Source organism: Mesorhizobium sp. WSM4841, from assembly GCF_055811515.1.
The window spans coordinates 152,540-177,191 of sequence record NZ_JBVVQC010000004.1 but is presented as its reverse complement, the minus strand read 5'-3'; the positions used below and the strand labels follow the sequence as shown (position 1 = coordinate 177,191).

At 63.6% G+C, this 24,652-nt stretch carries 24 protein-coding genes and 1 pseudogene; 11 read left to right on the top strand and 14 right to left on the bottom strand.

The annotated features are described in order from the left end of the window. Positions 1–4: 4 nt before the first annotated feature. The 4 genes from AC0L14_RS06455 to def form a co-directional block, all read right to left on the bottom strand. Complete coding sequence (locus tag AC0L14_RS06455; protein WP_473488422.1) at positions 5–514, bottom strand: GNAT family N-acetyltransferase; 510 nt, start codon at positions 512–514, stop codon at positions 5–7. Further along, positions 511–1,446 carry a methionyl-tRNA formyltransferase gene (gene fmt, locus AC0L14_RS06450; protein WP_473748954.1) on the bottom strand — a complete coding sequence of 312 codons (936 nt, stop codon included), beginning with the start codon at positions 1,444–1,446 and terminating at the stop codon, positions 511–513. Before fmt ends, AC0L14_RS06455 begins: the two co-directional genes overlap by 4 nt. 31 nt (positions 1,447–1,477) lie before the next feature. After that, positions 1,478–1,783, bottom strand: a complete 306-nt coding sequence (locus AC0L14_RS06445) for a plasmid stabilization protein (protein ID WP_473748953.1) — start codon at positions 1,781–1,783, stop codon at positions 1,478–1,480. 94 nt (positions 1,784–1,877) lie between these two features. Further along, a complete protein-coding gene (gene def, locus AC0L14_RS06440) occupies positions 1,878–2,408 on the bottom strand; it encodes a peptide deformylase (protein ID WP_123146155.1) in 531 nt (176 codons plus the stop codon). A 105-nt stretch (positions 2,409–2,513) separates the two neighbouring features. Between def and AC0L14_RS06435 the strand changes: the two genes are divergently transcribed. Beyond that, a complete protein-coding gene (locus AC0L14_RS06435) occupies positions 2,514–3,773 on the top strand; it encodes a DNA recombination protein RmuC (RefSeq protein ID WP_123147328.1) in 1,260 nt (419 codons plus the stop codon). Positions 3,774–3,777: 4 nt separating this feature from the next. On the opposite strand, the gene AC0L14_RS06430 is transcribed toward AC0L14_RS06435, so the two are convergent. Beyond that, positions 3,778–4,182, bottom strand: a complete 405-nt coding sequence (locus tag AC0L14_RS06430) for a GFA family protein (protein WP_123147327.1) — start codon at positions 4,180–4,182, stop codon at positions 3,778–3,780. A gap of 99 nt (positions 4,183–4,281) precedes the next feature. Continuing rightward, positions 4,282–5,112 carry a transglutaminase-like domain-containing protein gene (locus tag AC0L14_RS06425; RefSeq protein WP_473748952.1) on the bottom strand — a complete coding sequence of 277 codons (831 nt, stop codon included), beginning with the start codon at positions 5,110–5,112 and terminating at the stop codon, positions 4,282–4,284. A gap of 212 nt (positions 5,113–5,324) precedes the next feature. On the opposite strand from AC0L14_RS06425, the gene AC0L14_RS06420 reads away from it, so the two are divergent. Both AC0L14_RS06420 and sugE read left to right on the top strand, forming a co-directional pair. After that, on the top strand, positions 5,325–5,450 hold the full coding sequence (locus tag AC0L14_RS06420; protein WP_023801558.1) for a hypothetical protein: 126 nt from the start codon (positions 5,325–5,327) through the stop codon (positions 5,448–5,450). Between the two features lie 215 nt (positions 5,451–5,665). Next, entirely contained in the window at positions 5,666–5,980 is a 315-nt protein-coding gene (gene sugE / locus AC0L14_RS06415; RefSeq protein ID WP_123147326.1) for a quaternary ammonium compound efflux SMR transporter SugE, read from the top strand. A gap of 87 nt (positions 5,981–6,067) precedes the next feature. On the opposite strand, the gene AC0L14_RS06410 is transcribed toward sugE, so the two are convergent. Next, positions 6,068–6,496, bottom strand: a complete 429-nt coding sequence (locus AC0L14_RS06410; protein WP_023801556.1) for a DUF6481 family protein — start codon at positions 6,494–6,496, stop codon at positions 6,068–6,070. Between the two features lie 231 nt (positions 6,497–6,727). On the opposite strand from AC0L14_RS06410, the gene AC0L14_RS06405 reads away from it, so the two are divergent. The 4 genes from AC0L14_RS06405 to AC0L14_RS06390 all read left to right on the top strand — a co-directional run bounded on the left by AC0L14_RS06405 (position 6,728) and on the right by AC0L14_RS06390 (position 11,082). Beyond that, positions 6,728–7,789 (top strand): LLM class flavin-dependent oxidoreductase, encoded by a 1,062-nt coding sequence (locus tag AC0L14_RS06405; RefSeq protein WP_473749049.1) that lies wholly within the window; start codon positions 6,728–6,730, stop codon positions 7,787–7,789. 222 nt (positions 7,790–8,011) lie between these two features. Continuing rightward, positions 8,012–9,208 (top strand): AI-2E family transporter, encoded by a 1,197-nt coding sequence (locus AC0L14_RS06400; RefSeq protein WP_473748951.1) that lies wholly within the window; start codon positions 8,012–8,014, stop codon positions 9,206–9,208. 38 nt (positions 9,209–9,246) lie between these two features. Further along, entirely contained in the window at positions 9,247–10,074 is an 828-nt protein-coding gene (locus AC0L14_RS06395; protein ID WP_473638873.1) for an arylamine N-acetyltransferase family protein, read from the top strand. Between the two features lie 6 nt (positions 10,075–10,080). Further along, a complete protein-coding gene (locus AC0L14_RS06390) occupies positions 10,081–11,082 on the top strand; it encodes an LLM class flavin-dependent oxidoreductase (protein WP_473748950.1) in 1,002 nt (333 codons plus the stop codon). Between the two features lie 141 nt (positions 11,083–11,223). Here the strand turns inward: AC0L14_RS06390 and AC0L14_RS06385 are convergent. Next, a pseudogene (locus tag AC0L14_RS06385) lies at positions 11,224–12,216 on the bottom strand (LacI family DNA-binding transcriptional regulator); the annotation flags it as partial. Positions 12,217–12,435: 219 nt separating this feature from the next. Here AC0L14_RS06385 and AC0L14_RS06380 point away from each other — a divergent pair. Genes AC0L14_RS06380 through AC0L14_RS06370 form a run of 3 tightly spaced genes read left to right on the top strand, consistent with a single transcriptional unit; the run spans position 12,436 to position 16,312 of the window. After that, positions 12,436–14,022 carry a sugar ABC transporter ATP-binding protein gene (locus AC0L14_RS06380; protein ID WP_473748949.1) on the top strand — a complete coding sequence of 529 codons (1,587 nt, stop codon included), beginning with the start codon at positions 12,436–12,438 and terminating at the stop codon, positions 14,020–14,022. Beyond that, a complete protein-coding gene (locus tag AC0L14_RS06375; protein ID WP_473748948.1) occupies positions 14,019–15,347 on the top strand; it encodes an ABC transporter permease in 1,329 nt (442 codons plus the stop codon). Before AC0L14_RS06380 ends, AC0L14_RS06375 begins: the two co-directional genes overlap by 4 nt. Continuing rightward, positions 15,344–16,312 carry a substrate-binding domain-containing protein gene (locus tag AC0L14_RS06370; protein ID WP_473748947.1) on the top strand — a complete coding sequence of 323 codons (969 nt, stop codon included), beginning with the start codon at positions 15,344–15,346 and terminating at the stop codon, positions 16,310–16,312. Before AC0L14_RS06375 ends, AC0L14_RS06370 begins: the two co-directional genes overlap by 4 nt. Before the next feature lie 92 nt (positions 16,313–16,404). Here the strand turns inward: AC0L14_RS06370 and AC0L14_RS06365 are convergent, their stop codons facing one another. Genes AC0L14_RS06365 through AC0L14_RS06340 form a run of 6 tightly spaced genes read right to left on the bottom strand, consistent with a single transcriptional unit; the run spans position 16,405 to position 23,700 of the window. Next, positions 16,405–16,866 carry a MarR family winged helix-turn-helix transcriptional regulator gene (locus tag AC0L14_RS06365; protein ID WP_095491183.1) on the bottom strand — a complete coding sequence of 154 codons (462 nt, stop codon included), beginning with the start codon at positions 16,864–16,866 and terminating at the stop codon, positions 16,405–16,407. Further along, positions 16,863–17,447 carry an amino acid synthesis family protein gene (locus AC0L14_RS06360; RefSeq protein WP_473748946.1) on the bottom strand — a complete coding sequence of 195 codons (585 nt, stop codon included), beginning with the start codon at positions 17,445–17,447 and terminating at the stop codon, positions 16,863–16,865. Before AC0L14_RS06360 ends, AC0L14_RS06365 begins: the two co-directional genes overlap by 4 nt. After that, on the bottom strand, positions 17,440–18,321 hold the full coding sequence (locus tag AC0L14_RS06355) for a UPF0280 family protein (RefSeq protein WP_473748945.1): 882 nt from the start codon (positions 18,319–18,321) through the stop codon (positions 17,440–17,442). Before AC0L14_RS06355 ends, AC0L14_RS06360 begins: the two co-directional genes overlap by 8 nt. Next, entirely contained in the window at positions 18,321–19,862 is a 1,542-nt protein-coding gene (locus AC0L14_RS06350) for a 6-hydroxynicotinate reductase (RefSeq protein ID WP_473748944.1), read from the bottom strand. The genes AC0L14_RS06355 and AC0L14_RS06350 overlap by 1 nt, the downstream gene beginning before the upstream one ends. Beyond that, the gene (locus AC0L14_RS06345; protein ID WP_473749047.1) at positions 19,859–22,798 is read right to left on the bottom strand and encodes a molybdopterin-dependent oxidoreductase; all 2,940 of its coding nucleotides are present in this window, start codon (positions 22,796–22,798) and stop codon (positions 19,859–19,861) included. Before AC0L14_RS06345 ends, AC0L14_RS06350 begins: the two co-directional genes overlap by 4 nt. A gap of 38 nt (positions 22,799–22,836) precedes the next feature. Then, the gene (locus tag AC0L14_RS06340; protein WP_473527036.1) at positions 22,837–23,700 is read right to left on the bottom strand and encodes an FAD binding domain-containing protein; all 864 of its coding nucleotides are present in this window, start codon (positions 23,698–23,700) and stop codon (positions 22,837–22,839) included. A 313-nt stretch (positions 23,701–24,013) separates the two neighbouring features. Here AC0L14_RS06340 and pncA point away from each other — a divergent pair, with 313 nt between their 5' ends. Further along, entirely contained in the window at positions 24,014–24,613 is a 600-nt protein-coding gene (gene pncA / locus AC0L14_RS06335; RefSeq protein WP_473488406.1) for a bifunctional nicotinamidase/pyrazinamidase, read from the top strand. The last annotated feature ends 39 nt before the right edge of the window (positions 24,614–24,652 follow it).

The window sequence follows — 24,652 nt, the reverse complement described above, 5'->3', positions numbered from 1 at the left end:
GAGGTTAGGCGGCGAGCGCGGAGCTAAAAGCCGAAGCATAGACCAGCTTGCCGGTCTCAGGCGCCTCGCCCCAGGCCAGCGCCTGCAGGGCTTCGCCCTGATACTCGCTTTCGAACCTTTCGGCGCGCGCATGACTGTAGCCGAAGCGGCCATAATAAGCGGGATCGCCAAGCACAACCGCCAGCACCTCGCCGGCGTCCTTCAGCCGGATATGCGCCTCGCGGACCAGCGCACCGCCGATGCCAGTGCCATGGAATGACGGCTCGACCGCCAGAGGCGCCAGCGCCACCGCCGGAAAGCTCTTGCCGCCGTTCTGCACGAAAAGCCTCGAAAACAGGATATGGCCGACCACCTGTCCATCTTCTTCCGCCACCAGTTCGACGATGGCATCGCCGCCGCTGACCAGCGCGTCGACCAGTCCGGCCTCCGCCTGCTGGCCGAAGGCGTGTTCCTCGACGAGGCGGATCGCCTCGCGGTCCCGCGGCGTTGCCGCGCGTATCGACATCATGCTCATGAGAATTTCATTCCTTCTTCGAGCTTGGCCCCGCGCAGAAATTCCTGCGCGGCAATGGGCCTTCCGCCCGCACGTTGAACTTCGACCAGCCTGATCGCGCCTGACCCGCAGGCGACCGTCAGCCGGTCGTCGAGAATTCCTCCCGGCTCGCCGGCGCCATCCGAAAGCGTCGAGCGAAGCAGTTTCAGCCGCTCCAGGCGGCCGCCAATTTCGGTCTCGCACCATGCGCCGGGAAAGGGCGACAGGCCGCGAATATGATCGTGGACTTCGCCAGCAGGCCGCGTCCAGTCCACGCGCGTCTCCGCTTTATCGATCTTTTTGGCGTAGGTCACCCCCTCCGTCGCCTGTGCGGTAAATGTCAGGGCATCCCGTTCCATTCGTGCCAGCGCTTCCGCCATCAGCGCGGCACCAACGTGCATCAACCGATCGTGCAGTTCGCCGGCCGTCATATCGGGGCCGATGGCGCATTTTTCGACCATCGCCACCGGGCCGGTGTCCAGGCCCTCTTCCATCCGCATCACCATCATGCCTGTCTCAATATCGCCGGCCATGATGGCGCGCTGGATAGGGGCGGCGCCGCGCCAGCGTGGCAACAGCGACGCGTGACCATTGAGGCAGCCGAGCCGCGGCGCCTCGAGAATCGGTTTAGGCAACAGCAATCCATAGGCGACGACGACGGCGACATCGGCCCGCAAGGCGCGGAACGCCTGCTGCTCGCCTTCGCTTTTCAGCGACACCGGCGTCCGCACCTCGAGGCCCAGCCGCTCCGCCTCGCGCTGCACCGGCGACCGCGTCAGTTCCAGCCCACGGCGACCGGCGGCGCGCGGTGGCTGGGTGTAGACGGCTTCTATCTCATGCCCGGCATCTGCGATCGCCCGCAGCGTCGGCACGGAGAATTCGGGCGTACCCATGAAGATGACGCGCAGGGGCATTTTTGTTCCGGGTCCGGTCTAGGTCTGGCCGCTAAGTCGGCTCAGTCGAAGTCGCGAACTTTGCGGGTCGGCGACCGAAGTCGCGTTTCCTTTCTGCTTCGATTTCGTTCATGAGCTTGGCGAATTCATCGCCAATTGCGTTTTCAGCAGCGAAAGTCGCGCGAATAGCGTCCCATGCCGAACGACCCGGCTCCAGCCTGGCTTGCCTTTCGGCGACCATGCCTTCGCGCAGAAGAGCGATCGCCTTGCCCGAGACGCTCTGGCCGCTCTTACGCGTCGCCTGCTCGATTTCCCGCTTCAAGGGTTCGGGAATATTTCTGATCAGCATGTCGCTCATCGGCGTCTCCATTTCCTGATCTGGAACAGGGCAGAGGGGCGCTGTCCCGCCAATATCTTCGAAAGGTTCAGCATCAAACTGCGCGAGTATCGCCCTATCCCACCAACTTGCCCGGCGTCTTGTCCCTCGCGAGCTTCTTGAACTTCTTCACCACCATGTCGCGCTTCAGCTTCGAGATGTGGTCGATGAACAGAACGCCGTTGAGATGGTCGATTTCGTGCTGCAGGCAAGTCGCCATCAACCCTTCGGCCTCGATCTCCTGCAGCTTGCCGTCGCGATCGAGATATTTCACCCGCACAGCGGCGGGGCGCTCGACCTCGGCATAGTAATCCGGGATCGACAGGCAACCTTCCTCGTAGACAGAGCGCTGATCGGCGCTCTCAAGAATCTCGGGATTGATGAAGACATGCGGCGCCGGCGGCTCGTCTTCCTTGGCGAGGTCGATCACCAGCATGCGCAGCGGCTCGCCGACCTGGATCGCCGCCAGACCGATGCCCGGCGCATCATACATGGTGTCCAGCATATCGTCGGCCAGTTTGCGCAAAGCGGCGTCGACGCGCTCGACCGGTTTCGAAACCTGGCGCAGGACGGGATCGGGAAGGATGATGAGCGGCTTGATCGACATGGCGTCTCACCTAAGACCTCGCACGAAAAGCGTCAACCTGGGCATTTGCAGCGCCGTTCACGTTTTGATCTGTGCCGTCAGGCCGAATCATCTATGCTGCCCCATATGAATGACCTGACCACCATCCTGTCCGAACCAATCGCCCGGCTCGGCGCCACCACGATCACGCTCGGTCACGCACTGGCATTCGGCGCGATCCTGTTTCTGGGCCTGTTCGTGGCGCTCGTCGTCGCGCTCTGGCGCTCGGCCAAGGCGCGTGCGGTGGCTGCCGCCGAAGCCGCCGACCACGCCCGTGACGCGGAGGCGCGGATGGCCGGCATTTTGCAAAGCCAGGCCGAGATGCAGGGCCGCATCGGCGCGATCGCCGAAGTGTTCGGGGCGCGGCAGGCCGAACTCACACAATCGATCGGTCAACGCCTCGACGCGATGACCGGCCGTCTCGGCCAGACCATGACCGAGCAGACGAAATCGACGCATGAGAGCCTCGCCAGACTGCAGGAGCGGCTGGCGGTCATCGATACGGCGCAGGGCAACATCCAGTCGCTCGCCGGCCAGGTCGTTCAGCTTCAGGCGATCCTCTCCAACAAGCAGACGCGCGGCGCCTTCGGCCAGTCTCGCATGGAGGCTATCGTCGCCGACGGCCTGCCGCACGGTGCCTACGAATTCCAGGCGACCTTGTCGAACGGCAGCCGGCCCGACTGCCTGGTGAAGATGCCGAATGGCGCGCCCGCACTTGCCATCGACGCCAAGTTTCCGCTGGAAGCCTGGAACGCCATCCGTGCCGCCGAAGGCGTCGATTTGCAGAAGGTCGCAGCCCAAGCGTTTCGGCGCGACATCGAGGTGCACGTCCGCGATATTTCAGAAAAATACCTGATCCAGGGCGAGACGCAGGACACCGCCTTCATGTTCGTGCCGTCGGAATCGGTGTTCGCGGAGATCCACGAGAATTTCGAGGGGATTGTCCACAAGGCGCACCGTGCCCGAATCGTCATCGTCTCGCCGTCGCTGCTGATGCTGTCGATCCAGGTCATCCAGGCGATCCTCAAGGACGCCCGCATGCGCGAACAGGCGCATCTGATCCAGGGCGAAGTCATCCGGCTGATGGAGGATGTCTCGCGCCTCGACGAACGGGTGCGCAAGCTGCAGAGCCATTTCGGCCAGTCGGCCAAGGATATCGACGATATCCTCGTCTCGACGTCGAAGGTGACCAAGCGCGGCCAGAAGATCGAGGCACTGGAGTTCGGCGCGCAGCCGACGGAGGGCGACGCCGGATCGGGGGCCAGCGCGAAGGCCGAAGCGGGTGCGCGCGTCGCCGACTCCAAGACCGGTCAGCTGAGACTAAGGGTCGTCGAAGGCGACGACTGAGAGGCTATTGCTCCTCGACGGTCGTCATGCCTTCGAACTCCGGCAGCCAGTGCAGCGCCGAGCGGTGCCATATCTGTTTTCTCGGGATCAGTTGTTCGCGCTGCCGCGCCGTGCCGACTCTGATGCCGTAGACTTTCGGCCCGTCGCCGACCGACGTGGCATAGAGGTGCGAACCGCACTCGCCGCAAAAGGCCTGGGCGCGCCTGGCGCCGCTCGATGCGATCTTGATGTAGATCTTCGGCGTGCCCTTGGTGATCCGGTAGTGGTCCTCCGGCGCCGGCACGGTCACGCGGAAGGCCGTGCCCGTCAGCTGCTGACAATCGATGCAGTGGCAAATACTGGTCTTTTCCGGATCGACCTCCGCTTCGTAGGTGATAGCGCCGCAATGGCACCCGCCGTCGATTTTCATCTTCGCTCCTCCCTTCGGCTGCGCCTCGACGCGTTCGAGCTTAACGGCGCAGCCGCCGCAGTTCCACAGGCATTCACAACGCGCGAAGCATCCGGCGGTTCAAGACTGCTGCGCCGACGCCTGTTCGATGACCTCTTCCGTCCAGACCTTGAAGCCGGCCAGCGTGCCCGGCCCGAAAATATGGGTCAGCGGCACATCGGCTGCGTCGCGGCCGGAGGCGATCAGGATACGGCCGATGCGCGGCGCATTGTTGCGCGGATCGAAGGCATGCCAGCGGCCGCCGAGATAGACCTCCATCCAGGCGGCGAAATCCATGTCCGACCACGGTTTCGGCAGGCCGATGTCGCTGATGTAGCCGGTGCAGTAGCGCGTCGGGATGTTCAAGGCGCGACAGAAGGCGACGGCGAGATGGGCGAAGTCGCGACAGACGCCGCTTTTCTCACGATAGGCCTCTGCCGCGGTGCGCGTCGGCCGCGCATTGCCGTAATTGAAGATAATGTGGTTGTGGACGAAATCGCAGACCGCCTGCACGCGTGGAATGCCGAGCGGTGTGTGGCCGAACAGCCGCCACGCCTCGCTCGCCAGCACGTCGCTCTCGCAATAGCGGCTGGGCAGCAGGAACAGCAATGTCTCCGACGGCAGGTCGCGCACCTCGTGCTGCCACGCCACCAGATCGCCGATCTCGAAGGTTCCGGGATCGCGGATCACCGCGTCCGTGCCGAAGGTAAAGCGCCCGGGCGGGGCAACAAGACGGTTGCACCAATTGCCGAAACTGTCGCGGTAGCTCTCGATCGGTACCGGCGGGTTCGAGGTCAGGAAATCCGGCCGATCGAGATCGGATGCGCGGGAATAGTGGACGTTGAGCATCGCGATCAGCGGCGTTTCCTGCGGAAAATCGAAGCTCATCTCGCAGCCGATATGGATTCGCATTGTCGTCCTGACCGGCCTGCCGGATCATCACCCGGCGAAGGCACGGGCTGTGCTGCAGTGCAAAAAAGATCATCGCACGGACCAGCGCGGTTTACGAGCGAATTAGAAACGGTTGACGGCCGCCGGCTGACGCACGCGCGCCAGATTATGCCTCTTGCGGTCGGACGTTTCTCTTGGTTCATTTCGCTTGCCACAATCGGAGGAAACGAATCATGGCTAAAGGTGCGATGAAGGCGGGCAAAGAAGCCCGCAAGCCGAAGAAGGACGCAAAGAAACCCGCCGCTGCCCCGACCCTGAAAGCGCCGCCCGTCAAGGCGACCAAACTCAAGGACAAGTAAGCCTCGGCGTTTCGGCGCAAGGTCATGACCGACGGCATTTCAGGACCAATCGACATCCAGCGATTGGTCCTGAAATGCCGTCGGCGCTGCTGTTGATTGGGCACCCGAAATTTCCATATCAATGCAGCGAAGGCGACTTCGCGATCAATGCAGCGAAGACGACTTCGCGCTTTCCGAAAAGACCGGGACGACCCGCAATCCAATGGAGCGTTCCGATGTCGTGGATTCTTCTCTTCTTCGCTGGCCTGTTCGAGATCGGCTGGGCGATCGGCCTCAAATACACTGATGGCTTTTCGAAGCCGCTGCCGACTGTCCTGACGGTTGTCTCGATGGTCGTCAGTCTTGCCTTGCTCGGACTGGCACTGAAGATGCTGCCGGTCGGCACGGCCTATGCTGTGTGGACCGGCATCGGCACCGTCGGCACGGCGCTGCTTGGCATCTGGCTGCTCGGCGAGCCTGCGACCGCGATCAGGCTGGCCTGCATCGCACTCATCGTCTGCGGCATCATGGGATTGAAACTCGCGGCCTAGTTTTGCAGCAAGGCCGCAGCACAAACGCCTTCAGGGCCGCTGCAAGGCGGCCCTGAATTTGATTCGTGAAATCGCGCTGTAGGAGAGCTAGCGAGCTGAAAAGCCCGGAGGCGTCCTGCCGGTGCGCTGCTTGCGCGCCGCATAGCGCGCGTCGCGCTTGGCCTTGCGCTCGGCCTCGTCGGCAAGCAAACGAGCGATGCGCTCGTTCTCTTCGGCTTCCCGGATCTTCGCTTCCGCCTGCGCCGCTTCTTCCGCAGCAATACGCGCTGCTTCGGCAGCAGCTTCGCGCTCGGCCTTTTCGGCAGCTTCGCGCGCCAGCTTTTCCTGCTTCAGCCTGGCCTTTTCGGCCTCGCGTATCGCACGAGCTTCGAGGATTGCCTTGCGTTCGGCCTGTCGTGCCAGCACCGCTGGATCGTCTGCTGCCGGCTTTGCCTTGAAGCGCTCGAGAAGCGCCTTCTTTGCCTCGTTCGCGGCATTGCGCCGCTCGAAAACGTCTTTTTCCCTATAGATAGCCAAGTCCACTTCCCTGGAGTCAATTTGCGAGGCTTACATACGCGTGAAAACCCAGAGTTCAAGCGCCAAAACGGTATGCCAGCCATGAAATTCTGAGCTGTTGCAGCCGGGAGACGCCTTTTCGGCTGAATTCGGCTGAACCGGACATGCACTGTTCACCATCCGGCCCTCTGGCGGCGCGGCGGACTGGTCGCTACCTGTAGCGCGAAAAACAAAACGCCAGGATGACAGATGATGGAACTCGGTCTCTACACCTTCGCCGACGTCAGCCCGGAGCCGGGTCCCGGTGCCATCGGTGCGCATGAGCGGCTGCGCAACCTGATCGAGGAGATCGAGCTGGCCGACCAGGTCGGCCTCGACGTGTTTGGACTGGGCGAGCATCACCGTCCCGATTATGCGGCTTCAGCGCCGGTCGTGGCCCTGGCCGCAGCGGCCGAACGCACCAGGCGTATAAAGCTGACCAGCGCGGTCACCGTGCTTTCCTCTGACGATCCGGTTCGTGTCTTCCAGCAGTTCGCGACGCTCGACCTTCTGTCAGGCGGCCGGGCCGAGATCATGGCCGGGCGCGGCTCGTTCATCGAATCCTTTCCGCTGTTCGGCTACAATCTCGAAGATTATGATGAGCTCTTTGCCGAAAAGCTCGACCTGCTGCTTGCGGTACGCGACAGCGTCAAGGTGACCTGGTCGGGCAGGCTGCGCGCTCCGATCAACGATCGCGGCGTCTACCCCCGCCCGTTCCAGGACAGATTGCCGATCTGGATCGCGATTGGCGGCACGCCGCAGTCCGCCGCGCGGGCCGGCGCACTCGGCCTGCCGCTGGCGCTGGCTATCATCGGCGGCGAGCCGGCGCGGTTCGCGCCGCTGTTCGACATCTACAGGGAGGCGGCCAAACGGGCCGGCAACGATCCGGCTGATCTCGCCACCAGCCTCAATGTCCACGGGTTCATCGCCGAGACCACCGACCAGGCGGCTGACGATTTTTATGGGCCGCAGGCCGAGGTGATGAACCGCATCGGCCGCGAGCGCGGCTGGGGTCCGACGTCGAGAGCACATTTCGACCAGTCGCGCGGCCCGAGCGGCGCGCTGTTCGTCGGCAATCCAGAACAGGTGGCCGAAAAGATCGTTGCCCAGCACAAGATATTTGGCAACGACCGCTTCCTGCTGCAAATGGCAATCGGCACCATGGCGCACGCCACGGTCATGAAGGCGATCGAACTCTACGGCACCAAGGTGGCGCCGATCGTACGCAAGGAAACGGCGAAGGCCATTCCCGCCGTGGCTGCGCCAGCCGCCTGATTCGCCGGCAAGATCGTAGGGCTAAGGTCATCGTCAGCGCCGGCTAACGCATCGGCCCGCAATCGGAATCGATTTTCGGAAAGCACGAGGCGTAGATTCAAAAGTGTTAGAGCGTACTTTGTGCGTCCAAGCGGACGCACGTCGCTCTAACGGAACCTTGAAGCCGCAAAGACGTTTCCGCCAACAGCGTACACCAATCGCAGTGTGCCGCCGAGGGCCAGAATGAAAGCCGAACCCGCCGCTTCGGGCGCCGCAAAGAGCCCGGATCCGCGCGTCGAGGCGCGTGCGGACATGCATCTGATGCGTTCGCTGCTCGTTGGCATCTTCATCCTTATGGCGATCTACGCGCTCTCCTTCGCCCGTGCCTTCTTCATGCCGGTCATCCTGGCCTTCCTGCTGGCGCTGACGTTGACGCCGATCGTCCGCTTCCTGCGCAAACACGGCATGCCCGATGTGATATCGGCGACACTGCTGGTGGTGCTGTCGGTCAGCATCCTTGCCGTGGCCGGCTATCTGCTCAGCGGCCCGGTCATCGACCTCATCAATAACACCTCGGTGATTGGCCAGCAGCTGACCGAACGTCTCGCGCAACTGCGGCGTCCTTTCGAAAGGATCATGGAGATTTCGCGGCAGATAGAGGGACTGACGCAGACCTCCCAAGGGCCGGGCGTCCAGCGGGTAGCCATGGCGCAATCAGGCCTTCTCCCACAAGCCGCCAGCAATTTGCTGTCGGCGGGCACCAGCCTCATCATCGTCTTCGTCCTGTCGCTCTTCCTGCTCGCCTCCGGCACGATGTTCTATGAGAAGATCGTCGAATCCTTCCCCAGTCTCAGCGAAAAGAAGCGGGCACTGCGCGTCGTCTATGATGTCGAACGTGAAATCTCGCACTACCTGCTTACCGTCGCCGTCATCAATACATGCCTGGGCGTGGTCATCGGACTCGGCCTCTGGGCCCTCGGCGTGCCCAACCCGCAGGTCTGGGGCGCAGCAGCGGCTCTGCTTAATTTCCTGCCCTATATCGGGGCGCTGATTACGATCACTCTTGTCACGATCATCGCGCTGATCAGCTTCGACAGCATCTCCTACGCGCTGCTGGCGCCGGCCTTCGTGCTGTTGTGCGATACCGTCGAAGGCCAATTCGTGACGCCGACGGTGGTCGGCCGGCGCCTAGAGATCAACGCCGTGGCGATCCTCATTGCAATTGCCTTCTGGTCCTGGCTGTGGGGTTTCGTCGGCGCGCTGATGGCGGTGCCGCTGCTGGTCGTCATCAAGGTGTTCTGCGATCATTTCGACGGCCTCGGCCACGTCGGCAATTTCCTGGCGGCGCAGCATACGGCGGTGGTTGAAGAAGAACTCATCGAGGAGATGGACAGTGCTGCAGCGCAAACCGGCGCGCGGCGTTTGCGGCGCCCGGATTGAATGCCTATATCGAGCCGGTCAAAGCCGGGCTCCCTTCCATGACCGACATCTCCTTCGACATCGACGCCTATTTCGCCCGCATCGGATACACCGGCTTGAGGGACACTTCGCTGGAAACGCTGAAGTCGCTCCATCTCTTACACCCGCAGGCAATCTCGTTCGAAAATCTCGATCCGTTTCTAGGCCATCCGGTTCGTCTCGATCTCGCCTCGCTGCAGGAAAAGATCGTCGCTCGGGGTCGCGGCGGCTATTGCTTCGAGCACAATCTCATTTTCATGCATGTGCTGAAGGCGCTTGGCTTCGTCGTCAGCGGCCTTGCCGCACGCGTTCTTTGGGGCCAGCCCGATGATGCCATAACCGCACGGAGCCATATGTTGCTGCGCGTCGAACTCGACGGCCGAACCTACATTGCCGATGTCGGCTTCGGCGGACTGACGCTGACAGCGCCGCTCCTGCTTCGACCGGGTCTCGAGCAAAAGACCCCACATGAGACATTCCGCATGATTGCGACAGGCGATCATTTTCGGCTGCAGGCCAATGTCGGCGGCGATTGGCGGACAATTTACCGCTTCGACATGCAGCAGAACTATGAGGTCGACTATTCGGTCAGCAACCATTTCCTATCGACCCACCCAACCTCGCACTTCCTTTCCTCCGTAATCGCGGCACGAGCCTTGCCGGGCCGCCGTTATGCGCTCCGCAACAACCGGCTGTCGACGCATCATCTCGGCGGCCGTACCGAGCAGATCGAGATAGCGACAGCCGCCGAACTCGCCGACGTGCTGGAAGGCCCGCTCGAAATCGCCATCCCCGACCGTGCAGCCTTCGAGGCCATGGCGCGACAAAAGAAAATCCTGGAGGCCTAAGACGCCATGACCGCTCTTTCCGTTCTCGACCTGTCGCCGATCGTCGAAGGCAGCAACGCTTCGCAATCGCTCGCCAATTCGCTCGATCTCGCTCGCCATGCCGAGCGGCTGGGCTACAAGCGCTACTGGCTGGCCGAGCATCACAATATGCCGGGCATCGCAAGTGCGGCCACATCGGTCGTCATCGCCCATGTCGCCGGCGGCACCAAGACGATACGCGTCGGCGCCGGCGGCATCATGCTGCCCAACCATTCGCCGCTGGTCATCGCCGAGCAGTTCGGCACGCTGGCGGCGTTGCATCCCGGCCGTATCGACCTCGGCCTCGGCCGGGCGCCGGGCACTGACATGGGCACGGCGCGCGCGCTGCGCCGCAACCTCGAGGCCGGCGCCGACAGTTTTCCGCAGGATGTCGTCGAGCTGATGGGCTATTTCCAGCCGGCCGAAGACGGTCAGCGTATCCGAGCCGTGCCCGGCGAGGGCGAGCAGGTGCCGATCTGGATCCTGGGCTCGAGCCTCTATGGCGCGCAGCTCGCGGCCATGCTTGGCGTGCCCTACGCCTTCGCCTCGCATTTCGCACCGGCCGAACTCGACCATGCGCTGGAAGTCTACCGCTCGCGCTTCCAGCCGTCGGAACAGCTCGACAAGCCCTATGTCATGCTCGGTCTCAATGTGTTCGCTGCACCCTCCGACGCCGAGGCGCGGCTGTTGTTCACTTCGCTGCAGCAGGCCTTCGTCAATCTGCGCACCGGCCGGCCCGGCCGACTGCCGCCGCCGGTCGAGGGATATGAGCGCGACCTCGACCCGATGGCCAAAACCATGCTTGGCCAGGCGCTGTCCTGCGCCGTCGTCGGCGCCCCGGAAACAGTCAGGCAAGGCATCGAGGCGTTCGTGCAGCGCACCGGCGCCGACGAGCTGATGGTCACCGCGCAGATTTTCGACCACGCAGCGCGGGTGCGGTCGTTCGAGATCCTGGCCGACATTCACAAATCGCTGTCGGAAGCGGCCTGATGGTCTTTCTTATTTGATGCATGTCGTTATCCCAAAACCGCTGCACACCCTCGGCTCAAGCCCTGGCTCAAGCCCGAGGGCATGCTTTTGGGCGACATGCATCAGGCGCTGACGCTTTGTGCGATCGCCCCCAAGGGCGCCCCCCAGTGGCCGGCATGAATTGCGGATCATAAGGCGTCCCTTGAGCGCCAGCTTGCGCGGCGGCGCGTCCCTGTTTCCGGCGAGCCGGTCGAGCAGCAGATTGGCCGCCTGCTCGCCGATCGCCTTGACCGGTTGTGCGACCGTGGTCAGTTGCGGCTGGAACACGTCCGACCATGGAAAATCGTCGAAGCAGGCGACCGAAATATCCTCGGGGCAGGACAGCCCGATATCGCGGATCGCCTTCATGGTGCCGATCACCATCGGGTTGTTGGCCGAGAAGATCGCGCTCGGGCGGTCGTGCAGCGAAAGCAGCTGCATCGTCGCGTTGTAGCCGTCGACTTCATGGAAATTGCCGAAACGGACGAGCTCATTCTCAACCGGCAGACCGGCGGCCTGGAGTGCCTCGCGATACCCTGTCATGCGTTCATGCATGGGCGAGATGTCGAACGAGCCGGAGATGTAGCCGATCCGCCGGTGGCCGAGATCGATCAGATAGCTGATGGCGTCGAACACCGCGCGCTGGTTGTCGAGAACGACGGTGTCGGTATCGACGCCTTCGCAAACGCGGTCGAGCAGCACCACCGGCACGTTGGCGTCGTCGACAATTCTCTTCAGGATCGCGCCGTCGCCAACGCGCGCAACGATCAGCCCGTCGACCATCCGGTCGAGCAGCAGCCTGATCTGGTCATCCTGCGTGTTCAGATCCTCGTCCGTGCAGCACAGCATAACCGCATAGCCGGCGCGGTCGAATGCCTGCTGGATAACCGAAACGACATCGGTGAAGAACGGATTGGTGATGTGGGGAACGGTAAGCCCGATGGTGCGGGTCGTACCCATCTTCAGGCTGCGGGCAATCGCGTTGCGCTTGTAGCCGATGTCTCGGATCGCCTGTTCGATGCGCTGGCTGAGCTCGGGACTGACGGTCGCGGTGCCGTTGATCAGCGCCGAGACGGTGGCGACCGAAACACGCGCCACTTCAGCCACGTGCAGCATGGTCGGGGCCGTGGACTTTCGCTGCTTTTTTCGCCTTGACGCCATCATTTTCGAAACGTTTCACCGCCCTCTGGCTGCAATACCTACGGAATCTCGCAGATTTGCGCAAGAATTGAAATGCATCAATCCCGTCTCATCAGATACCGGCTTGACATGATCGAAACGTTTAGATTAGCGTTTGGGACATTCGACGACGACGGAAGGGAGGCCGTTCTTGTCATGGAGCCTGGCAATTCCAGCACGTCCGGAGATGTTGCGGCTGACGCCGACCCGGCCATCGTTCTGAACGCCGAGCACATCTCCAAGACCTTCGGCGGCATCGCCGCACTTGTCGATGTCGGCTTCGACCTGCGGCGCGGCGAGGTCCATGCGCTGATGGGGGAAAACGGCGCCGGCAAGTCGACGCTGATGAAAATCCTCTCCGGCATCTATACGGATTACGACGGAACGGTGAACGTCGATGCCCATCCGGTCCGTTTCGCCGGGGTCCGCGACGCCGAGCATGCCGGCATCGCCATTATCCACCAGGAGCTCAATCTCGTCCCCGAGCTCAGCGTTGCGGATAATATCTTCCTGGGGCGCGAGAAGCTGATCGCCGGACTTATCGTCGACCGCAAGGCAAGCAGCCATGCCGCCGGCGCCCTGCTGCATAGGCTCGGTATCGAGCTCAATCCGGAAGCGCGGGTCGGCAGCTTGCGCGTCGGCGAGCAGCAGCTGGTCGAGATCGCCAAGGCACTGTCGATGTCGGCGCGCATCCTGATCATGGACGAGCCGACTTCGGCGCTTTCGCCGGCCGAATGCCAAAGGCTGTTCCGGATCATCCGCCAGCTCGCCGAAAGCGGCGTAGCGATCGTCTACATCTCGCACCGCATCGACGAGGTCATGCAGCTGGCCAGCCGGGTCACCGTGTTTCGCGATGGACGCCATGTGCTGACCGAGGCGATGGCAAAGCTCGACGAAGACACCATCATTTCGGCGATGGTCGGGCGAAACCTGCTTGCCTCTTCCCAGGAAGAGCGTGGCCCCAGCGGCAGGGTCGTCCTCTCCGTAAGCGGCCTGTCGCTGTCGAAACCAGACCGCCACGGCTGGCGCACCGCGCTCGACGCCGTCGGCTTCGATCTTGCCGCCGGGGAAATTCTGGGGATAGGCGGGCTGCTGGGCTCGGGACGCACCGAAATCCTGGAGACCATCTTCGGCTCCAGCGGCGGACGTGCCGACGGCGAAATCCGGCTCGATGGCGAGCCGGTGGAAATCCGATCACCGCGCGACGCCCGCCGGCTCGGCATCGCTCTGGTGACCGAGGACCGCAAGACGCAAGGCCTGCATCTTCAGGCCTCGATTACCGACAATGTCGCGCTGCCGCTGGTCGGCGCGCTGGCGCGGTTCGGCCTTCGCTCGCGGGCCGCCGAGCAAGGCCTGGCGCGGCAAGCGGTCAAGGCGCTCGGCATTCGCTGCGGGACCATCGAGCAGCCGGCCGGCACACTGTCCGGCGGCAACCAGCAGAAGGTCGTCATCGGCAAATGGCTGGCAACGCGGCCGCGGGTGCTGTTGCTGGACGAGCCGACACGCGGCATCGATGTCGGCGCCAAGCGCGAGATCTACGATCTCATCTTCAAGCTGGCGCGAGACGGGCTCGCCATTGCCGTCATCAGCTCGGAATTGCCGGAGCTGCTGCATCTTTCCGATCGCATCCTGGTCATGGCCGATGGTCGCCAGACGGGGATCCTCTCGCGCGCGCAAGCCAGCGAGGAGGCCATTATGCGGCTCGCGGCGCCGCGCCGGACCATGACGAGGCCTGCCGCATGAGCATCTTGAACATCCTGTCCCGGACGAAGCTCTATTGGGGCCTGATCGCCATCTTCCTGATCGGCGTGCTGGGCTCGCCGATCAGCTCCAAGGGCAACAACATCTTCCTGTCCTACGGCAATCTGCTCGATGTGCTGCGCCAGGTGTCGACCACCGGCCTGATCGCCACCGGCATGACGGCGGTGATCATCACCGGCGGCATCGATCTTTCCGTCGGCTCGCTGATGGCGATCTGCACCGTGGTCTGCGCCATGCTGCTGACGGTTCCGGGCGTCACGCCGGCGGTGGTGCTGGGGGTGCCGACAGTTGCGGTGGTCGCCCTTTGCCTCGGCATTCTGGTCACCCGCTTCATCTTCCTGAACATCGAAAAATCCCGCGCCGGCCCGCAGGCCACCCACGCCATCAGGCTGGACAGCGTTCGTGGGCTGGTCACGCCCGGCATCGTCGGGGTGATCCTCTGCAGTCTCGTGCTGTGGTACCTGCTGCCGCAGGTTGGCTCAAAGTTCGGCGTGGTCGGCGTGTTGCTGGTGGCGCCTTGCGTCGGCCTGCTGTTCGGCGCACTCAACGGCTTCATCATCGTTGCCGGGCGGCTGCAGCCTTTCATCGTCACGCTGGCGATGATGGTGACGGCGCTCGGCATCGCCCGGCTGACCGCCGGCCAGAACAATGCGGTGCTGCCGGTCTACACCGGGTCGAACGCCACCGCCGATTTCGAGATGCTGCGCTCGCTGGTCTTCGGCGTGATTCCGATGCCGGGCCTGTTCTTCCTCGGAGCGATCCTGATCTACGGCGCGGTGCTGCGCTTCACCCCGTTCGGCCGCTACGTCTATGCAATCGGCGGCAACGAAGAGGCGGCACGGCTGTCCGGCATCGCCGCCGGCCGCGTCAAGATCGCCACCTACGCCATGTCCGGGCTGCTGGCCGGCGTGGCGGCCGTGCTCTATGTCGCGCAATACAGGCAAGGCAAGCCGGATGCCGGCGCCGGGCTGGAGCTCGATGCCATCGCCGCCGTGGTCATCGGCGGCACCAGCCTGATGGGCGGGCGCGGCAGCCTCATCGGCACATTCTGCGGCGTGCTGATCTTCGGACTGCTCTCGAATATCCTGCAATTGCACAACATCAATTCGAACCTTCAGCTCGTACTGAAGGGGATGATCATCATCGGCACCGTGCTCGTCCAGGAGCGCAATGCCGTTGATCTTCTCTTCTATCTGCGCCTGGTATTTGCGCCTCTCTGGGGCGGGCAGGCGCACAAGGAAACGACCGCAGCAAAGCGGCCGTCAAAAGAGACCCCGTCTCTAAATCTTGGAGGAAACAAGAAATGAAACGACGTGAATTGTTGAAGCTCGCCGCTGTCACCGCGGCACTGCTGACCACGACCGCGCTTTTGGCCAGCGGCAACGCCTACGCGCAGGACAAGAAGTGGAAGATCGGCTTCTCGCAGGTGACGACCATCGAGCCCTGGCGCGCCCAGTTCAACAAGGACATTCTGGCTGAGGCCGCCAAAAATCCGGAAGTCGAGCTGATCGTCACCGACGGCGAGGACAAGACGGAAAAGCAGGTCGCCGATGTCGAAAACCTGATCCGCCAGGAAGTCGACGCGCTGCTGGTGTCACCGAAGGAATCCGCTGGGTTGACCGGCGTCGTGCAGCAGGCGATCGACGCCAAGATCCCGGTCTTCGTGCTCGACCGCAACGTCGAGACCAAGGACTACACGCAGTTCGTCGGCGGCGACAACAAGCTGATCGGCCGGGCTGCCGGTGAATACGCCGTCGAATTGCTCGGCGGCAAGGGCAAGGCCGCCGGCAATGTCGTCGAGATCTGGGGCGGAATGGGTACTCAGCCGGCACATGACCGCCATGACGGCTTCCATGAATTCACTGACAAGGAGCCGGGCATAAAATATTTGCTCGACCAGCAGTCGGGCGACTGGAAACAGGACCAGGCCTACAACATCATGGCCACGGCACTGCGCAACAACGAGAAGATCGACCTCGTCTATGGTCACAACGATCCGATGGCCTACGGCGCCTATCTTGCCGCCAAGGATGTCGGCCGCGAGAAGGACATCAAGTTCATCGGCATCGACGGCCTGCCCAATGAAGGCGTGCAGCTTGTTGCCAATGGTGAGCTGACGGCGACGTTCACCTATGTGACACCGGGTGCCGAAGGGCTGCGGCAGGCGATCAAGTTTCTGAACGGCGAGAAGGTCGAAAAGACCATCACGCTGCCGACGCAGAAGATCACCAAGGAAAATGCCGCCCAGATCCTGAAGGACAACGGCCTCTGAGACGAAGTCGTCGATGACGGCGCCCTCTCCCCGTTCTACGGGGGAGAGGATGCCGGCAGGCAGGTGAGGGGCAGCGCTGACCAAGGCCGCGCTCACGCCAGCTTGGCCAAAAGCCTCATGAAAATCGCGGCCTCCTTGGCCGAAAGCGGCGCCAGCGTTTCCTCGGTGATCTCGCGGGCGATCGGGATCAGCCGCTCGACGGCATTGCGGCCTTCAGCGGTCAGATTGACCAGCAGGCGCCGTTTGTCGACCTCATGCTTGGAAAGCTCGACCAGGCCGCGCGCCTTGAGCCGGTCGATGACACCTTTCACCGTCGCGGCGTCCATGGCGATCAGGCTGCCAAGCTGGTTCTGCGAGGTCTCGCCGACATCGTGCAATTTGGCCAGGGCGGCGAATTGCGGCGGTGTCAGGTCGGCAATGTGCGCGGCGAAGATCGAGACATGGCGCTGGTGCGCCTTGCGCAGGATGAAGCCGACCTGCTCCTGCAAGCGGTAATCGTTTTCGTCAGGCTCCTCTGCCTCGACCAGCTTGAGCTTGATGTCTTCGGCACTCACCGCAGTCCGTCCCACGCCTTGATGTCTTTTGCCGCGAGTCCGCCCATGCGGTCGTGCACGCGCGGGCCGCAGGTCATGGCGAGGCAGAACAGGATCTCGTCGGGACGAGGCCCGTCGCTAATGCCGAGCTCCATGGCATCGAAATGACTGCGCACATAGGCGGCGTTGATATGGCCGAGCGGCACGTCGAGCCGCGAGCCGAACGCGCCGACCTTCTTTGCCGATGGCACGATCGCCTTGGCGTCGCCGAGCCGCTCGCGCATGGCATAGCCGCCAGGCACATGCCACAGCGCGCCATGCTCCAGCTCGCCGGCTATGCCGACGATGGCGCCCTTGCCGAAGCCGTCGATCTGCTTCACGTCGCCGCCCAATGCGGCAATGAGCTTGTCGGAGAGCAGCAGCCCGAGCGGCTTCAGGTCGTCCATGGCGCTCTGGAGGTCTTCCACGTAACGGCCGGCGAACGGGTTCTTCACCACCGCCATGGCCGCGGCGCGGCGGCGCGGCACCTTCGCCACCGGCCCGCCCTCGTGAAATATCTCTTCGGTCAGCACCGCAACCTTGCGGATCGCAAACTCAGGCATGGGCAATTTCCTTCCTTGATTTCTCGTTGGGCGCAACGAGCGCCATGGGACCGGCGATCCGTGCCTGATCGGCAAGGAACAAGGCTGAAGCGGCAATCAAGCCATGTCGCCGAAAATCTTCGGCGACAGCGATCCCACTGTCGAGCGCGGCGGCTATTTCGCCTGATGAAAGCGCGCCGACGGCTTGGGTGACCAATCGATCGCCAAGGTCGCTGTCGGGCGCCAGATCGCGCGCCGGCACACGCTCGATGGCAGGATGCCCGGGCAGGTCGACGGCATTGGCGATCAGGGTCGCGGCGGCATCGGCTTCAGCACCGGTCCGCGCCAGTACGGTAACAGCGTCGGCGATGCCGAGCGAAAAGGAACGGCCGCGCCAGCCGCTTGTCGCGATGCCGCGGATCCCGTCTTCGGCGCGGATCGTGATCCGGTCTGCCAGTCCATGGCCCGTCCCGGCAATGGCGAGGGTCATGGACCCGCCGTTGCCGAGATGGATCGCGCTGTCGCCGCCATTGTTGACGTAGGCGCGATCGAGCCGGCGCCCGGCCAGCAGCGCACCAAGCATTTCGTCGGCTACCGAACCGGCGACCGCAGCCATCGGCGTGATGAATTGTTTCGCCAGCGGAACAACCGCCGCCTCCATGCGTCGCGCCGTCGGGCCAGCGAAAGCACGTGGTCGCGACGAGGCCGGGCGGCGCAGTTCTGGCAGTTCGTCGACGAGCTCCTGCAGGATTGTTTGAAACCGCGCCACCGCCTGGCCATAGGCGGCGCGGCATTCGTCCGCATTGCCGAATGCCTCGATGATCAGGTCGATCGGGCCATGATTGAGATGCAGCCGCCTGCCGTCCTCAAGCCAATGTGCCTGCGGCCCGTTCATCACTTGGCTCCGTTGCCCGCTGCACGCCGCAACTGCGCCAGCGGCGGCCACGGATTGCGGGCCGGCGCAGCCGTGCCGTGGCGCGGGTTGAGATACTCGCCGCCTTTGGCCAGAATGTCGTCAACGCTGCGGATCTCGGCTTCGTAGCCGCCGAGCCTGATATAATCGTCGCGGCGCAGGGTGAACTCGATCGGCGCCACCAGCGCCGGCGTCGGCACATAGCCGAAGGCGCCTTCCGGCACGCGGGTGACATCGACCATCAGCGTGATGCCGCCGCCCGGCCAGACATAGACCGGCGCGCCGCCGACCGTCACATAAGTCGTCAGGCCCTGCACCGAGCGGGTCAGATTGACCGGGTTCTCGGTGACGCCGGCGCGCAGCGAGCCGCCGGCGCCGCCGACGAACAGCACGGTGCACAGCGCCGGCTCGCAATTCTCCTCGATCAGGCCGACGGATTTCTGCAGCCGCTCGGGGAATGATTTCTGCACCGGCTTCAACGCGTCGTCGAGCTCGTAATAGGCGAACTGCTCGCCGGTGGTCGAGACCATCAGCAGCGACAGGCCGGGACGCGCGCCCTTCTTCGCATTCCATTCGCCAAGGATCGACAGCGGATCGGAAATGCTGGTGCCGCCCCAGCCGAGGCCCGGCTCTGACACCTTGAAATAGCGGCCCGGCGTCGAACGGCGGCCGACGATTTTTATCCCCGTGTCCTGCCAGCCGAGCACCTTGCCCGCCTGATGCTCGGAGACGACGCCGGTGATGTGATCGTCGACCACCACCACCTCGTCGACCAGGCCGCGCCACTGGGTGGCGAACATGCCGATGGTGGCAGAGCCGCAGCCGACGCGCATGCGATGTTCGAGCTTGCCGTCGATGACCGGCGGCTTGGCGGCTTCGACGATGACCGTGGCACCGCCGTCGATGGTGAGTTCGACCGGCTTGCGGTTGCATAGATTGAGCAGCGCATCGCAGGTGGCACGGCCTTCGGCTTTCGAACCGCCGGTCAGATGATGCACGCCGCCCAGCGACAGCATCTGCGAACCATATTCGCCTGTCGTGACATGGCCGATCGCCTCGCCTGCCGAGCGGACCGTCGCCGTTTCGGGGCCGATATGACGGTCGGTATCGATCTTCACCTTGACGCCGCAGTAGGAGAAGATGCCCTCGGTGACGACGGTGACGAGATCGACGCCTTCGACCTCCTGGCTAACGATGAAAGGCGCCGGCTTGTAGTCGGGATAGGTGGTGCCGGCGCCGATCGCGGTGACGAAGCGACGGCCGGTGTTGACCAGTTCGCCGTCCCATTCTTCGCCCTCGGCGACAAACGGCACGACCGCGCCGCCGGCCTCGGTCGCGTGGTCGAGGATGGTCAGCGGATCCATCCGCACGATCCTGCCGCCGACGTTGCCGTAGCGATCACAGGCGCCGGTGCGGCCATCTGATATGTAGCACATGACCGGGCAGGCATCGCAGCGGATCTTCTCCGCCACTTGCTTCTCGCCGGGGTCATGCGTCTCGAAGCGTTCGGCAAGCTCGCTCATCGGCGTGCCTCCTTGTCGCGAATCGCGGCGCGGATGCGGCTCGGCGTCGCCGGAATTTTGGTGACCAGGACGCCGGTGGCATGGCGGATGGCATTGAGGATCGCCGGCGCCGTCGGGATCAGCACATGTTCGCCCAGACCCTTGGCGCCAAAGGGTCCTTCCGGATCCGGAACTTCGATCAGGATGGTCTCGATCGGCGGCACGTCGCCTATCGTCGGGATCAGGTAATCGTGCAAATTCTCGGTGCGGCCGGGGATGTACTCCTCCATCAGCGCCATGCCGATGCCTTGCGCGATGCCGCCCTCGATCTGGCCCTCGGCGAGCAGCGGATTGATCGCCTTGCCGACATCATGCGCTGCGGTGATCTTGATCAGCTTCACCGTGCCGAGCTTGAGGTCGACCTCCAGTTCGGCGATCTGCGCGCCGTAGCCGTAAACGGCATAGGGCTTGCCCTGACCCTTGGCGTCGAGCGGCAGCGTCGGCGGATCATAGCTTTCCTCGGCGCGGAACACGAAGCCATCGGCATCGGCCTTCAGCGTGGACAAATCGATATGCCGCGTCGCTTCGCCCTCGCGGATGACCAGGCTTGTGCCATCGAGAGCGATCGCGGCTTTCTCCGACACATTGGCGAAGCGCAGCATAGTCTCGCGCAAGGCGCGGCCGGCTTTTTCGGCGGCCTTGCCGGTCACGAAGGTGTGGCGCGAGGCGGACGTCTTGCCGGCGTCCGGCGTGATCGCCGTGTCGGCGCTTTTCAGCCGGAATTTTTCCAGCGGCAAGCCAAGCGCGTCGGCGCAGATCTGGGTGATGACCGTGTTCGAGCCTTGCCCGATATCGACTGCGCCCTGATGCAGGACGACATCGCCAGAGGCGGAGATGCCGACCCTGATGGTCGACGGATTGGGCAGCGAGGTGTTGCCACAGCCATACCAGCAGGAGGCGACACCGACCCCGCGTCTCCTGCTGTCATTGGCACTGTTGAATGTATCGGCATCGACAAGCGCACGCATCCAATGCGGCCGCAGCGCTTCAAGGCACTCGGCAATGCCGACGCCCGCTTCCAGCTTCTGGCCGGTAACCGTTTCGGAGCCGTTACGAAGGCAGTTCCTAACGCGAAAATCGAGCCGATCCAGCCCAAGCTTTTCGGCCAGCTCGTCGTAGAGCGTTTCCTGCATGATCGTCGCCTGCGGCACGCCGAAACCGCGGAAGGCGCCGGAGATCGGGCCATTTGTGTGAATGGCGCGGCCCTCTGCGCGATAGTTCGGCGTCGCATAGGGACCGGAGGCATGCACCGGTACGCGGTTGGCGACGGTCGGTCCCCAGCTCGCATAGGCGCCGGTGTTGAAATCGCCGGCAAAGACCATGCCGGTGATGCGGCCATCGGCATCGGCGCCGATGGTCGCCGTCATCTCGGCGGGATGACGCTTGGTGGTCGAGATCATCGATTCATGACGGGTATAAGCGAGTGCCGCCGGCCGCCCGGTCTTGATCGCGACCAGACCGATCAGCGGCTGCAACGAAACGTCGAGCTTGGAGCCAAAACCGCCGCCGGTGGCGGTCGGCACGATCCGCACCTTGTCGACGGCAAGGCCAAGCACCTTGGCCACGTCGTCGCGGTCCATGTAGGGCGCCTGCGTGCAGGCGACGACGACGAGCGTACCGTCGTCCATATAGGCATAGCCGGCCTCAGGCTCGATGTAAGCGTGCTCGACATAGGACGTGTCGATGGCGCCCGAAACGATGAAGGCAGCGCCGGCAAGGGCGGCCTCCGGGTCGCCGCGCTCGACAAAGCCTGATGTGAGCAGGTTTGTCGGCCGGTTCTCGTGGATCAGCTGCACGCCGCCGGCCTGCGCCTCGCAAGGCTGCAGAAGGTGCGGCATCTCGGTCCAACGAACAGGAAAATCCGAAAGATCGAGATCGAGGATGGCCTCGCGCTCGCCGGCAACCAGCGCCACCGCCTCGCCACGAAAGCGCGAAAAACCTTCAGCCAGCGCCGGCTGGTCGGCAAAAGGCGCAATGACGCCGAAGCAGTTCTTTCCCGGAATGTCGGCAGCGGTGAAGACGCCGACGATGCCGGGATGGACTTTCACCCAGGCGTCGAGATCGCCGAAGGCGAAGCGGGCGTGATAATGCGGCGAGCGAACCACCAGCACCGCCAGCGCGTCGGCCGGGAAGGAATCGCCGCCGAATTTTTCGCCGCCGGTAACTTTCGGCAGGCCGTCGAGCCTGATCGGAGAGGAACCGACGGCGTGGCCTGAGATTGGCATTTTGCGGTCAAGGTCGAGATCCAGCCGCTGACGTTGGTGCTGCCCGTCACCCTCCCCCTCTCCCCGTGAAAGACGGGGAGAGGGGGACGCCGGCGCTGGAGCTTGTCCCTTCTCCCCTTCACAATGCGGGGAGAAGGTGCCGGCAGGCGGATGAGGGGCAGCGCCGTCGTTCGAGAGTTCGCTCGCGAAACGTCCAGCATTCATCACCGCAGCGATGATCTTGCGGTAGCCGGTGCAGCGGCAGAGGACGCCGCCCAGCGCATCCTGGGTTTCGGCCTCGGTTGGGTTGGGCGTCCTCTCCAGAAGTGCTGTCGCCGCGATTAGCAGGCCGGGGGTGCAGATGCCGCACTGCGCCGCGCCATGATCGAGGAACGAGGCTTGCAGCGCCGACAATCTGCCGTTTGCGAGACCCTCGACCGTCGTCACCACGGTACCAGCGGCAGAAGCCGCTGACATGAGGCAGGCGCAGACGGGTTCGCCGTCGACGAGCACCGTGCAGGCGCCGCAGTCGCCGGCGTCGCAGCCGATCTTGGTGCCGGTCAGGCGCAATTCGTCGCGCAGCACCGAAGAGAGACGGCGAACCGGCGGCACGCAGACAGAAACGGCGGCGCCGTTGACCTCGAAGATGATGTCGACGCGTTCCATGCTCATGCCAGGCTGAGCCATGCTCATGCCAGGCTGAGCTTTGGTCATGCCAGGCTGCGCTTTGCTCATGCGGCCACCGCCTTGTCATTCAACGCGTGACCCGCGGCACCGAGAACGGCGCGGGCGACAATCTCGCGCGCGGCGTCCAGCCGGTATTCGGCGCTGCCGCGCACATCGCCGATCGGCGACAACTCGTCCATCGGTGCAGACTGGATCGCAGTGGCGAGGGCGTGGTCAACCGGGAGGCCGCGCAAGGCTGCTTCGACGCCCGAGAGACGCTTGGCGACAACCGAACAGGACCCGACGGCGACGGCAGCGTTGCCGACGAGGCCATCCTCAATGGTCAAGCGGGCCGCCGCCATGGCTATCGAAATGACGAGATAGCGACGCGCGCCGAGCTTCACGAAAGCCGACGTGCCGGTGGCCGCGTTTTTCGGCACGCGGATGGCGGTGACCATTTCGCCCGGCTGCAGTTCTGTGCGGCGGTTTCCCAGGATGAATTTTTCCAGCGGCAGATGGCGGACCATCGCAACCGTGCGCAGTTCGACCTCGGCGTCGAGGACGAGCAGCGCCGGCACGCCGTCGGCGGCCGGAGAGGCATTGCAGAGATTGCCGGCGATGGAGGCGACGTTCTGGATCTGCACGGAGCCGACTTCTCGCGCCGCCTGCTTCAGCGCATCGAAAGCCGCCGGCAGCGGATGACGGACAAGATCGGTCCAGGTCGTGCGCGCACCGATAACCCAATGGACCTCGGTTTCGGCGATACCGCGCAGCATCGCGAGACCGTTGATGTCGAGGACATTTTCGCGGAAAGGCGTGGCTCCTTGCGTCGGATAGAAATCGGTGCCGCCGGCAAGAATGCGCCACGGAGCCTCGCCAAGCAAAGCGAGCGCCTCGTCTATGGTGGTGGGTTTCGCGTAACGGATCACGCTTTGCCTTCCCAGAAAAATGGGCCTCCTCGAAAGGGGCTTCCCGACGGAGCCTTTCCGGCGTCCGAACCGGTCAAATTCATTCGTATGCAAATGATATCAAGCCGGCAGGAATTGTCAAAGCCAGAGTTTTGCGCCAGCGCCGGCATCGGCGCGACGGCACGCATTTGTTACGCCGTTGGAGTTGACGCAGCCGGCCATCTGGTCAAGTTTCTGCATCCGTTGCGTCAGCGGCATTTTTCGGTGGGTTCGAACACCGGATTCCACGTTTCGGCAGACTTCATGCCTCCGGGACAAACAAGAGGGAGGCTCCATGGCCGACGAAGCGCTTGTTATCATCGACCTGCAGAACGATTTCTGCCCAGGCGGCGCGCTGGCGGTGACCGGCGGCGACGAGATCGTGCCACTGGTCAACGATCTGATCCGGCGGACCGAGCATGTCGTGCTGACGCAGGACTGGCATCCCGCCGGCCATTCGAGCTTTGCCTCCAGTCATCCCGGCAAGCAGCCGTTCGAAACGATTGGCATGCCTTACGGCCAGCAGACGCTGTGGCCGGACCACTGCATCCAGGGCAGCCTGGGTTCGGATTTCCATTCGGGCCTTGCCTGGACCAAGGCCGAACTGGTGATCCGCAAGGGCTTCCGCCCGGAGATCGACAGTTATTCGGCTTTCTTCGAGAACGACCATGCGACGCCGACTGGCCTTGCCGGCTATCTCCAGGAGCGCGGCATCGACACGTTGACCCTGGTCGGCCTGGCGACCGATTATTGCGTCGCCTTCTCGGCGCTCGACGCGGTCAAGCACGGCTTTCACACAACAGTGCGGCTCGACGCCTGCCGCGGCATCGATCTCAATGGCTCCGTCGAGACGATGCTGAACCGAATGCGCGATGCCGGCGTGACGCTGGCTTGAACATCACCAATCGCATTCGACACACTTCCAGAGGGGGCT